Genomic DNA, 12,321 nt, shown 5'->3' with positions numbered 1-12,321 from the left:
TTTAGAACCTCAGGCCAGTAATAAACGATACCAGACGGACCAGAACGCCATCCAGCCCCCACAGAATCAATGACATCACGGCAGTTACCGCGGCAACGATCAACGTGGTGTGTAGCGTTTCCTGGCGCGTTGGCCAAATCACTTTACGTACTTCGGTACGCGCTTCGCGCGCGAACGCTACGGTAGCTTTACCTTTGGCCGTCATCAGGGCGATGGCGCCCGCAATAGCAATCACCACAACCACAGCCAGCGCACGCAGCGGCAGGCTGAAATCGCGGTAATAATAGTTACCGACAATAGCCACAACCAACAGAACGGCGACGATTAGCCACTTCATCACTTCCAGGCCGCGCCCGCTCCCTTGAGCCTCGGTATTCGCACTCATAAACCAACCTGTCACTTATGATTCAGAACAAACAACTTTGCCTCGCATTGCGAGGCAAACCAAACCGATTAGATGCTCTTCAAACAGCATTCGGTGTTTTACGCGATGACGTACCCTGTCAATACGCTTTTAAGAGCCCATCTCACCAATGATTATGAACGTAAAATCGCTGATGAGATAGGTTCTAGTTCACAGCGTAGAAAAAGGGCATCAAATGATGCCCTTTTACCGCGTGTCGCGTCAAATGTTATCAGCGATTAAGCGATAACTTTAGCAACAACACCCGCGCCTACGGTACGGCCGCCTTCACGGATTGCGAAACGCAGACCGTCGTCCATTGCGATTGGGTGAATCAGAGTAACTTTCATGTTCACGTTGTCGCCTGGCATTACCATCTCTACGCCTTCTGGCAGTTCGATGGTACCGGTCACGTCAGTTGTACGGAAGTAGAACTGTGGACGGTAGCCTTTGAAGAACGGAGTATGACGGCCGCCTTCGTCTTTGGACAGAATGTACACTTCAGATTCGAACTGGGTGTGCGGCTTGATTGAACCTGGCTTCGCCAGTACCTGACCACGTTCGATTTCTTCACGCTTGATACCACGCAGCAGAACACCTACGTTCTCACCAGCACGGCCTTCGTCCAGCAGTTTGCGGAACATTTCTACGCCAGTACAGGTAGACTTAACGGTGTCTTTGATACCTACGATTTCTACTTCTTCACCAACTTTGATGATACCGCGCTCTACACGACCGGTAACAACGGTACCACGACCGGAGATGGAGAATACGTCTTCGATTGGCAGCAGGAACGGCTTGTCTACAGCACGCTCTGGCTCTGGGATGTAGCTGTCCAGCGCTTCTGCCAGCTCAACGATTTTCGCTTCCCACTCGGCTTCGCCTTCCAGCGCTTTCAGCGCGGAACCACGGATTACCGGCAGGTCGTCGCCTGGGAAGTCGTAAGCAGACAGCAGTTCGCGAACTTCCATCTCTACCAGTTCCAGCAGCTCTTCATCATCTACCATGTCGCATTTGTTCATGAATACGATGATGTAAGGTACGCCTACCTGGCGGCCCAGCAGGATGTGCTCACGGGTCTGAGGCATTGGGCCGTCAGTCGCTGCTACTACCAGGATTGCGCCGTCCATCTGCGCTGCACCGGTGATCATGTTTTTCACGTAGTCGGCGTGCCCTGGGCAGTCAACGTGCGCGTAGTGACGAGTCGGGGTGTCATACTCAACGTGAGAAGTGTTGATGGTGATACCACGAGCTTTTTCTTCTGGCGCGTTATCGATCTGGTCGAATGCGCGAGCAGCACCGCCGTAGGTTTTAGCCAGTACGGTAGTGATTGCAGCGGTCAGCGTTGTTTTACCATGGTCAACGTGGCCGATAGTACCGACGTTAACGTGCGGTTTTGTACGTTCAAACTTTTCTTTAGACATCGATTGTCCCTCTAAGACACGGATAAATCGGTGGTATCACCACATCAACCAAGCTTAATGCTTGCTGAATTCAGAACAGAAAGAGAATCAGGGGACGAGAAAATAAGAAGTGGTGCTGATAGGCAGATTCGAACTGCCGACCTCACCCTTACCAAGGGTGCGCTCTACCAACTGAGCTATATCAGCACATCTTGGAGCGGGCAGTGGGAATCGAACCCACATCATCAGCTTGGAAGGCTGAGGTAATAGCCATTATACGATGCCCGCATCCTGGAACTCGGCTACCTGATTTTTCTGTAGATATTTGGGATGGGGAAAGGACGGTTGGTCGCTGGCTTCCTCACCCTTCGTTTTGTACAGCCTGTAAACATGCTGTGCAAACCGGTTTTCCTTCCTCGCCCGGCATTCATACTGCCTGCCGTGCGGTTTAACCTTGTTGCCAAGGTTAAATATGGTGGTGGGGGAAGGATTCGAACCTTCGAAGTCTGTGACGGCAGATTTACAGTCTGCTCCCTTTGGCCGCTCGGGAACCCCACCAGATTTTTAAACTACAAGGTACTTGATGGTGCCGGCTACCGGAATCGAACTGGTGACCTACTGATTACAAGTCAGTTGCTCTACCTACTGAGCTAAGCCGGCATCAAGTGCAGCGCATTCTAGGTAGAGAGCGCGGGCTATGCAACAAAAAAATTGCGTTCTGCGTACTTTCGCTCACAAAACAGCCGATTTTTGCATTTTGCAGCGGATTCAGCTCGCTCCGCGCGCAAATAACCATCAAGTGCCATGACCATTCTCTATAATTTTATCCGTTTTTTGCAAGCCTTGAGCCGATATTTCTGCCTGTCGGCCGTTTCAGTGCGATCAACAGGCAGCACCTCCCCGCCCTTCGATACTTGCACCACCAAGGGTCACGCCGCCCCATAATGATGCAAGCGCGCAAACGCCTGCGGCCCCGCGAAGGTATCAGCGATGACTCCATTGGGTTGGCGCGCTTATTGCTTGCATGTTTTACCCGCATTAACCAAGGAGTTGTTGATGAAAATCGTACCGATAAATGCCAGTACGCTGCCGGTCTATCGCAGTGAGTTGGCAGCTCTACTGCTGGATGCCGTAAAAGGGGGCGCATCAATCGGCTATACCGAGGACATTACGCCAGAAGAGGCAGCCAACTACTTTCACGGCCTGCGCCCGGCTCTGGCAAAAGGCGATCTGCTGTTATGGATTGCCAGAGACGAAAGCGGCGTTACCGGCTGCGTGCAGCTGGAACTGTGCCAAAAACCTAATGGACGCAACCGTGCAGAGGTCCAAAAACTCCTGGTGCACAGCCAGGCGCGTCGTAAAGGCATCGGCCGTACCCTGATGAAGACCGTGGAAAATACGGCGCTGCAGCAGCAGCGTGGCCTGCTCTATCTCGATACGCAAGCCGGCAGCGTAGCCGAATCGCTGTATCGCGCCATGGGATATCACTGCCTCGGAGAACTGCCGGACTACGCCGCCACGCCCGACGGTTATTACCATCCTACCGTGATTTATTATAAGCGCCTGTTCGCGGTCAATCCTGCCTCCCGCTCCCTGGCCAGCTGAGCCTCACGCGGTATCATTGCCTGATGATACCGCCATGCAACGCACGCATTCACAAGTGCGCGCCCGTTCGCACAATTACCATTCTCTCAGCGTAATCGGCAACAAAGTTGAAAAAAGTCTACGCCAAAAACGAAGCTGTCTATAATATGCAGCTTGTTTATTATCTGGAGTTGGCGTCCGGCGCCTTTCCCAACCTGCGTTAACAGGCAGAATTTGGCTTATGATAAAAAGAGAGCAGTCTTTAGCAACGCCGTATCTACAGTTCGATCGTACCCAATGGGCTGCGTTGCGAGATTCAGTGCCGCTGACGTTATCAGAAGAAGAAATTGTTAAGCTAAAAGGGATTAACGAAGATCTCTCTTTAGAGGAAGTGGCGCAGATCTACCTCCCCCTGTCGCGACTGTTGAACTTTTACATCAGTTCCAATCTGCGCCGCCAGGCCGTTCTGGAGCAGTTCCTTGGCACCGACGGGCAGAAAATCCCCTATGTGATCGGCATCGCCGGCAGCGTCGCCGTAGGTAAAAGCACCACCGCCCGCTTACTGCAGGCGCTGCTTAGCAGCTGGCCGGAACACCGCAGCGTTGAACTGGTCACCACCGATGGCTTCCTGCACCCTAACAAAGTGCTGAACGAACGCGGTCTGATGAAGAAGAAAGGCTTCCCGCAGTCTTACGATATGCATAGCCTGGTGAAGTTTGTCTCAGAAGTGAAATCAGGCGCTAAACGCGTCACCGCACCGGTTTATTCACACCTGATTTATGACGTCGTACCCGACGGTAATAAAGTCATTGAACAGCCGGATATTCTGATTCTGGAAGGTCTGAACGTACTGCAGAGCGGTATGGACTACCCGCACGATCCACACCACGTCTTTGTCTCGGATTTTGTCGATTTCTCTATCTATGTCGACGCGTCTGCCGAACTGCTGCAAACCTGGTATATCAACCGCTTCCTGAAGTTCCGCCAAGGGGCGTTCTCTAATCCAGACTCTTATTTCCATAACTATGCCAAACTCTCCGAGAGTGAAGCGGTGAAAATCGCGACTCAGCTATGGAATGAGATTAATGGACTGAATTTACAGCAGAACATTTTACCGACCCGCGAGCGCGCCAGTCTGATTATGACGAAAAGCGCGAATCACGCCGTCGAGCATGTGCGCCTCAGGAAATAGCCTGTTTGCAGGGGGCAGCCTTGTCCCCTGCAAACAACAGCATTACTCGGCGCTGCGTAATGAGATCTCACCGCCGATAAAGGGTTTAATCACCCCATCTTGCTCAAGCAACAGCGCCCCCTGCTGATCGATGCCGCGTGCGATGCCAAAGATCTGCTGCTCGCCGATCAGGAGTTTTACCGGACGATCGATAAAGTTATCCAGCTCACGCCAACGTGTAATGAAAGGTGCCAGCCCCTCGCTTTCGAACTGCCGTAATGACTGACGCATCTCGTTAAGCAACGTGGCGGCAAGCTCGTTGCGGTCGATAGCGATCCCGGCCTCCTGCAGGTTAATCCAGCCCTGATTAATACTGTCGCTATGCGTATCGCGCATTGCCAGGTTGATGCCGGCGCCGATAACGATCTGCGCCGCATCGCCGGTTTTACCGGTCAGTTCGACAAGGATGCCGGCCAGTTTACGATCGTTCAGGTAAAGGTCATTCGGCCATTTCACCCGAACTTTTTCTGCGCCCAAACGCTGTAGCACCTCGGTCATCACGATACCGATCACCAGGCTCAGACCAATCGCCGCCGCCGGGCCCTGCTCCAAACGCCAAAACATCGACAAATAGAGATTGGCGCCAAACGGAGATACCCACTGGCGCCCGCGCCGACCTCGTCCCGCCTGTTGATATTCAGCCACGCAGGCATCGCCGGATTGCAGACTGCCGATACGATCGAGCAAATACTGGTTGGTTGAGTCCACCACCGGCAGTACGGTCACCTGCTTTTCATCCAGCAACGCAGCAATACGCTGCGCTTCCAGGAGTTGAATCGGCGCCGGCAGGCTGTAGCCTTTCCCCGGGACGGTAAACACGTCTACGCCCCACTCTCTGACGGTTTGAATGTGCTTGTTAACCGCGGCACGGCTCATGCCCAGATATTCACCCAGCTGTTCACCCGAATGGAAATCTCCATCGGCCAGCATGGCGATGAGCTTTAATGGAACCGTCGTGTCTCTCATGAAATAGCCTCTACGGCGTCTACTTCTCCCGTCGCCGCAATAAAGCGCACTTCAGGTTCAAGCCAGACGCTAAACGTCTCTGCAACCGTGTTGCGTACATGACGCGCCAGCGCAACGATATCCTGGCTGACGGCATTATCCTGGTTAATCAATACCAGCGCCTGCTTGCTATGCACTGCAGCGCCGCCAATACGATAACCTTTTAACGCACACTGGTCGATCAGCCACCCCGCCGCCAACTTCACCCGGCCATCCGCCTGCGGGAAGTGCGGCATGCCAGGATGAACGGCTAACAGCTCTGCCGCATGCTCCTTCTCCACCACCGGATTCTTGAAAAAGCTGCCGGCGTTGCCGGTTTCTCGCGGGTCGGGCAGTTTACTGCGACGCATCGCGCAAACCGCATCAAATACCTGGCGCGGCGTTACCGTCTCTTTATCCAGCTTGGTCAGATCGCCATAGCTCAATAGCGGTTGCCATTGCTTATTCAGCCGTATACCCACGCCAACAATGATATGGCCGGTTTTGAACTGATGTTTGAAAATACTTTCCCGGTAGCCGAAGTTGCAGCGTTCGGGCACCATCCTGTCAATCTCGCCGGTCGTCAGATTAAGCAGGTCGACGTATTCACAGACATCTTTCCATTCAACGCCATAAGCGCCGATATTTTGAATAGGCGCAGAACCAACACAGCCAGGTATCAGGGCCAGATTTTCCAAACCGTGCATGCCACCGTCGAGCGTTCTTTTTACCAGTTCATGCCAGCTTTCACCGGCACTGACATGGAGATGCCAGCTATCCTCTTCTTCCCTGACCTTAATGCCGTGCAGGCGGTTAATCATGACCGTACCAGCAAAATCTTCTAAAAACAGGACATTACTGCCCTCTCCAAGAACCAGCAGCGGCTCTTGACGTTTTTTCGTCTTCTGCCAGACCTTAATCATTAGCTCAATGTTTTCAGCAATGACCAATTGCGCTGCGTTAACCGGGAGCGCAAAGGTATTGTGATTTTTTAAAGACGCGCTTTCACTAGACATGATATTGAATACCCATTCCGGAATAAATTGTACTTAGTCTACTCGAATAAAATCTTGTGGCTATTATTTGTTTTTTAACAATGCGTGCCGCATCGCCAAAATCATGAAACCGAATGCAGCAACGGGCAGGCTATCTGGATGAAAGATCGCAATAAATTCAATGATGCGGCGATGGGAAATGCGTTTGATCGTAAGAGAAGAAATAACAAAAACACAGGGAAACATATAAATACATTGCTTATTAGCATAGTAATTTATTGCAGGTTTATATGTTACCCCAATAGATGAACATCTAATGAATAAACAATAACCCAACCATATGTATTATTACTAAGTCGTCATAAGGGATATTATCGGATATTTATTGATGCCAAACGCAAAAAGCCTCATGCTTTCGCATGAGGCTTTCTACTTTATTTGATGCCTGGCAGTGTCCTACTCTCGCATGGGGAGACCCCACACTACCATCGGCGCTACGGCGTTTCACTTCTGAGTTCGGCATGGGGTCAGGTGGGACCACCGCGCTATTGCCGCCAGGCAAATTCTGTTTTATCCCGACCGCTACTCCGTAGCCATCAGAACCAATCTCGGAACTTCACTGAAAATTCAAACCAATCTCTCTAAAACACCTTCGGTGTTGTAAGGTTAAGCCTCACGGTTCATTAGTACTGGTTAGCTCAATGCATCGCTGCACTTACACACCCAGCCTATCAACGTCTTAGTCTTAAACGTTCCTTCAGGGGACTCAAGGTCCCAGGGAAGACTCATCTTGAGGCAAGTTTCGCGCTTAGATGCTTTCAGCGCTTATCTTTTCCGCACTTAGCTACCGGGCAGTGCCATTGGCATGACAACCCGAACACCAGTGGTGCGTTCACTCCGGTCCTCTCGTACTAGGAGCAACCCCTCTCAATCTTCCAACGCCCACGGCAGATAGGGACCGAACTGTCTCACGACGTTCTAAACCCAGCTCGCGTACCACTTTAAATGGCGAACAGCCATACCCTTGGGACCTACTTCAGCCCCAGGATGTGATGAGCCGACATCGAGGTGCCAAACACCGCCGTCGATATGAACTCTTGGGCGGTATCAGCCTGTTATCCCCGGAGTACCTTTTATCCGTTGAGCGATGGCCCTTCCATTCAGAACCACCGGATCACTAAGACCTGCTTTCGCACCTGCTCGAGCCGTCACTCTCGCAGTCAAGCTAGCTTATGCCTTTGCACTAACCTCACGATGTCCGACCGTGATTAGCTAACCTTCGTGCTCCTCCGTTACTCTTTGGGAGGAGACCGCCCCAGTCAAACTACCCACCAGACACTGTCCTCACCCCGGATCACGGGGCCGAGTTAGAACATCAAACATTAAAGGGTGGTATTTCAAGGATGGCTCCATGCAGACTGGCGTCCACACTTCAAAGCCTCCCACCTATCCTACACATCAAGGCTCAATGTTCAGTGTCAAGCTATAGTAAAGGTTCACGGGGTCTTTCCGTCTTGCCGCGGGTACACTGCATCTTCACAGCGAGTTCAATTTCACTGAGTCTCGGGTGGAGACAGCCTGGCCATCATTACGCCATTCGTGCAGGTCGGAACTTACCCGACAAGGAATTTCGCTACCTTAGGACCGTTATAGTTACGGCCGCCGTTTACCGGGGCTTCGATCAAGAGCTTCTCCTTACGGATAACCCCATCAATTAACCTTCCGGCACCGGGCAGGCGTCACACCGTATACGTCCACTTTCGTGTTTGCACAGTGCTGTGTTTTTATTAAACAGTTGCAGCCAGCTGGTATCTGCGACTGGCTTCAGCTCCATCCGCAAGGGACTTCACCTACGCGCCAGCGTGCCTTCTCCCGAAGTTACGGCACCATTTTGCCTAGTTCCTTCACCCGAGTTCTCTCAAGCGCCTTGGTATTCTCTACCTGACCACCTGTGTCGGTTTGGGGTACGATTTCGTGTTACCTGGAGCTTAGAGGCTTTTCCTGGAAGCTTGGCATCAACTACTTCTGCACCGTAGTGCATCGTCATCACGCCTCAGGGTTAACAAGCGACCGGATTTACCAGGTCACTCCCCCTACACGCTTAAACCGAGACAACCGTCGCTCGGCTAGCCTAGCCTTCTCCGTCCCCCTTCGCAGTAACACCAAGTACAGGAATATTAACCTGTTTCCCATCGACTACGCTTTTCAGCCTCGCCTTAGGGGTCGACTCACCCTGCCCCGATTAACGTTGGACAGGAACCCTTGGTCTTCCGGCGAGCGGGTTTTTCACCCGCTTTATCGTTACTTATGTCAGCATTCGCACTTCTGATACCTCCAGCAACCCTCGCAGGCCACCTTCAACGGCTTACAGAACGCTCCCCTACCCAACAACGCCTAAGCGTCGCTGCCGCAGCTTCGGTGCATGGTTTAGCCCCGTTACATCTTCCGCGCAGGCCGACTCGACCAGTGAGCTATTACGCTTTCTTTAAATGATGGCTGCTTCTAAGCCAACATCCTGGCTGTCTGTGCCTTCCCACATCGTTTCCCACTTAACCATGACTTTGGGACCTTAGCTGGCGGTCTGGGTTGTTTCCCTCTTCACGACGGACGTTAGCACCCGCCGTGTGTCTCCCGTGATAACATTCTTCGGTATTCGGAGTTTGCATCGGTTTGGTAAGCCGGGATGGCCCCCTAGCCGAAACAGTGCTCTACCCCCGAAGATGAGTTCACGAGGCGCTACCTAAATAGCTTTCGGGGAGAACCAGCTATCTCCCGGTTTGATTGGCCTTTCACCCCCAGCCACAAGTCATCCGCTAATTTTTCAACATTAGTCGGTTCGGTCCTCCAGTTAGTGTTACCCAACCTTCAACCTGCCCATGGCTAGATCACCGGGTTTCGGGTCTATACCTTGCAACTAGACGCCCAGTTAAGACTCGGTTTCCCTACGGCTCCCCTATTCGGTTAACCTTGCTACAAAATATAAGTCGCTGACCCATTATACAAAAGGTACGCAGTCACACCCCGAAGGATGCTCCCACTGCTTGTACGTACACGGTTTCAGGTTCTATTTCACTCCCCTCGCCGGGGTTCTTTTCGCCTTTCCCTCACGGTACTGGTTCACTATCGGTCAGTCAGGAGTATTTAGCCTTGGAGGATGGTCCCCCCATATTCAGACAGGATAACACGTGTCCCGCCCTACTCATCGAACTCACGACCTGTGCATCTTCGTGTACGGGACTATCACCCTTTACTGTGCGACTTTCCAGACGCTTCCACTGACACACAAGCCGATTCAGGTTCTGGGCTGTTCCCCGTTCGCTCGCCGCTACTGGGGGAATCTCGGTTGATTTCTTTTCCTCGGGGTACTTAGATGTTTCAGTTCCCCCGGTTCGCCTCCTGCCACTATGTATTCATGACAGGATAGTGTGTCGAAACACACTGGGTTTCCCCATTCGGGTATCGTCGGTTGTAACGGTTCATATCACCTTACCGACGCTTTTCGCAGATTAGCACGCCCTTCATCGCCTCTGACTGCCTAGGCATCCACCGTGTACGCTTAGTCACTTAACCTCACAACCCGAAGATGTTTCACTTCGCGCTGCAAACATTTGAGAGACTCTATGACAGGTTACTCCTTATCCCAAACTTCTACGGAGGGACAAGTTTCAGCCGTCATGTTTCAATTTTCAGCTTGTTCCAGATTGTTAAAGAGCAAAATACTTCGCAGCATACTGTCGCCAATATACTCTGAAGTATTGATATTCGGACTTATATGGTGGAGCTAAGCGGGATCGAACCGCTGACCTCCTGCGTGCAAGGCAGGCGCTCTCCCAGCTGAGCTATAGCCCCATATAATCGCGTGCAATACCTTTGTTATTACCAACTCGCAAAGAGTTAATTCTTTCTTAGGCAAGGCATGCGACCGGGAAGTTTACGTCGGTAAACGACCGGGAGCATAACGCAGCATAAGGAAGAATTTGGTAGGCCTGAGTGGACTTGAACCACCGACCTCACCCTTATCAGGGGTGCGCTCTAACCACCTGAGCTACAAGCCTATAAAGGTATTTCTGCTCGTTACTTTTTCATCAGACAATCTGTGTGGACACTGCACAGTCAGGATATCTTTAGGTAAGGAGGTGATCCAACCGCAGGTTCCCCTACGGTTACCTTGTTACGACTTCACCCCAGTCATGAATCACAAAGTGGTAAGCGCCCTCCCGAAGGTTAAGCTACCTACTTCTTTTGCAACCCACTCCCATGGTGTGACGGGCGGTGTGTACAAGGCCCGGGAACGTATTCACCGTAGCATTCTGATCTACGATTACTAGCGATTCCGACTTCATGGAGTCGAGTTGCAGACTCCAATCCGGACTACGACGTACTTTATGAGGTCCGCTTGCCTTCGCAGGTTCGCTTCTCTTTGTATACGCCATTGTAGCACGTGTGTAGCCCTACTCGTAAGGGCCATGATGACTTGACGTCATCCCCACCTTCCTCCAGTTTATCACTGGCAGTCTCCTTTGAGTTCCCGGCCGAACCGCTGGCAACAAAGGATAAGGGTTGCGCTCGTTGCGGGACTTAACCCAACATTTCACAACACGAGCTGACGACAGCCATGCAGCACCTGTCTCAGAGTTCCCGAAGGCACCAATCCATCTCTGGAAAGTTCTCTGGATGTCAAGAGTAGGTAAGGTTCTTCGCGTTGCATCGAATTAAACCACATGCTCCACCGCTTGTGCGGGCCCCCGTCAATTCATTTGAGTTTTAACCTTGCGGCCGTACTCCCCAGGCGGTCGATTTAACGCGTTAGCTCCGGAAGCCACGCCTCAAGGGCACAACCTCCAAATCGACATCGTTTACGGCGTGGACTACCAGGGTATCTAATCCTGTTTGCTCCCCACGCTTTCGCACCTGAGCGTCAGTCTTCGTCCAGGGGGCCGCCTTCGCCACCGGTATTCCTCCAGATCTCTACGCATTTCACCGCTACACCTGGAATTCTACCCCCCTCTACGAGACTCTAGCTTGCCAGTTTCAAATGCAGTTCCCAAGTTAAGCTCGGGGATTTCACATCTGACTTAACAAACCGCCTGCGTGCGCTTTACGCCCAGTAATTCCGATTAACGCTTGCACCCTCCGTATTACCGCGGCTGCTGGCACGGAGTTAGCCGGTGCTTCTTCTGCGAGTAACGTCAATTGATGAGCGTATTAAGCTCACCACCTTCCTCCTCGCTGAAAGTGCTTTACAACCCGAAGGCCTTCTTCACACACGCGGCATGGCTGCATCAGGCTTGCGCCCATTGTGCAATATTCCCCACTGCTGCCTCCCGTAGGAGTCTGGACCGTGTCTCAGTTCCAGTGTGGCTGGTCATCCTCTCAGACCAGCTAGGGATCGTCGCCTAGGTGAGCCATTACCCCACCTACTAGCTAATCCCATCTGGGTTCATCCGATGGTGTGAGGCCCTAAGGTCCCCCACTTTGGTCTTTCGACGTTATGCGGTATTAGCCACCGTTTCCAGTGGTTATCCCCCTCCATCGGGCAGATCCCCAGACATTACTCACCCGTCCGCCGCTCGCCGGCGAGGAAGCAAGCTTCCTCCCGCTGCCGCTCGACTTGCATGTGTTAGGCCTGCCGCCAGCGTTCAATCTGAGCCATGATCAAACTCTTCAATTAAAAGCTTGATTCGCTAAGTTAATAGCTGTTGCTCAAAGATTTACTGCATG

General features: G+C 52.2%; 6 protein-coding genes, 6 tRNA genes and 3 rRNA genes. 2 read left to right on the top strand and 13 right to left on the bottom strand.

Annotated features, from left to right (window positions below; genetic code table 11):
• Position 1: 1 nt before the first annotated feature.
• The 6 genes from secE to I6G83_RS08325 form a co-directional block, all read right to left on the bottom strand.
• Positions 2-385, bottom strand: a complete 384-nt coding sequence (gene secE / locus I6G83_RS08350; RefSeq protein ID WP_015344221.1) for a preprotein translocase subunit SecE — start codon at positions 383-385, stop codon at positions 2-4.
• Between the two features lie 257 nt (positions 386-642).
• Positions 643-1,827, bottom strand: a complete 1,185-nt coding sequence (gene tuf, locus I6G83_RS08345; protein ID WP_015344220.1) for an elongation factor Tu — start codon at positions 1,825-1,827, stop codon at positions 643-645.
• Positions 1,828-1,937: 110 nt separating this feature from the next.
• Positions 1,938-2,013 (bottom strand) — tRNA-Thr (locus I6G83_RS08340).
• A 6-nt stretch (positions 2,014-2,019) separates the two neighbouring features.
• Positions 2,020-2,094 (bottom strand) — tRNA-Gly (locus I6G83_RS08335).
• Positions 2,095-2,279: 185 nt separating this feature from the next.
• Positions 2,280-2,364, bottom strand: a tRNA-Tyr gene (locus tag I6G83_RS08330).
• 26 nt (positions 2,365-2,390) lie between these two features.
• Positions 2,391-2,466, bottom strand: a tRNA-Thr gene (locus I6G83_RS08325).
• Between the two features lie 396 nt (positions 2,467-2,862).
• Between I6G83_RS08325 and I6G83_RS08320 the strand changes: the two genes are divergently transcribed.
• Positions 2,863-3,411 carry a GNAT family N-acetyltransferase gene (locus I6G83_RS08320; RefSeq protein WP_015344219.1) on the top strand — a complete coding sequence of 183 codons (549 nt, stop codon included), beginning with the start codon at positions 2,863-2,865 and terminating at the stop codon, positions 3,409-3,411.
• A gap of 220 nt (positions 3,412-3,631) precedes the next feature.
• Positions 3,632-4,582: a type I pantothenate kinase gene (gene coaA / locus I6G83_RS08315; protein WP_015344218.1), complete on the top strand. Its 951-nt coding sequence runs from the start codon at positions 3,632-3,634 to the stop codon at positions 4,580-4,582.
• Positions 4,583-4,624: 42 nt separating this feature from the next.
• Here coaA and birA read toward each other — a convergent pair whose 3' ends face one another.
• The 7 genes from birA to I6G83_RS08280 form a co-directional block, all read right to left on the bottom strand.
• Complete coding sequence (gene birA / locus I6G83_RS08310) at positions 4,625-5,587, bottom strand: bifunctional biotin--[acetyl-CoA-carboxylase] ligase/biotin operon repressor BirA (RefSeq protein WP_054307933.1); 963 nt, start codon at positions 5,585-5,587, stop codon at positions 4,625-4,627.
• Complete coding sequence (gene murB, locus I6G83_RS08305; protein ID WP_054307934.1) at positions 5,584-6,621, bottom strand: UDP-N-acetylmuramate dehydrogenase; 1,038 nt, start codon at positions 6,619-6,621, stop codon at positions 5,584-5,586. Before murB ends, birA begins: the two co-directional genes overlap by 4 nt.
• Before the next feature lie 422 nt (positions 6,622-7,043).
• Positions 7,044-7,159: ribosomal RNA gene (gene rrf, locus I6G83_RS08300) — 5S ribosomal RNA — on the bottom strand.
• Between the two features lie 103 nt (positions 7,160-7,262).
• Positions 7,263-10,170 (bottom strand): 23S ribosomal RNA (locus I6G83_RS08295).
• A gap of 203 nt (positions 10,171-10,373) precedes the next feature.
• Positions 10,374-10,449 (bottom strand) — tRNA-Ala (locus I6G83_RS08290).
• A gap of 129 nt (positions 10,450-10,578) precedes the next feature.
• Positions 10,579-10,655, bottom strand: a tRNA-Ile gene (locus I6G83_RS08285).
• Positions 10,656-10,729: 74 nt separating this feature from the next.
• Positions 10,730-12,271: ribosomal RNA gene (locus I6G83_RS08280) — 16S ribosomal RNA — on the bottom strand.
• The 16S, 23S and 5S rRNA genes sit together here with 2 tRNA genes alongside, the layout of an rRNA operon.
• Between the last annotated feature and the right edge of the window lie 50 nt (positions 12,272-12,321).

The organism is Serratia rubidaea (assembly GCF_016026735.1).
Classification (GTDB): domain Bacteria; phylum Pseudomonadota; class Gammaproteobacteria; order Enterobacterales; family Enterobacteriaceae; genus Serratia_B; species Serratia_B rubidaea.
This window is presented reverse-complemented; position numbering and strand designations above follow the sequence as displayed.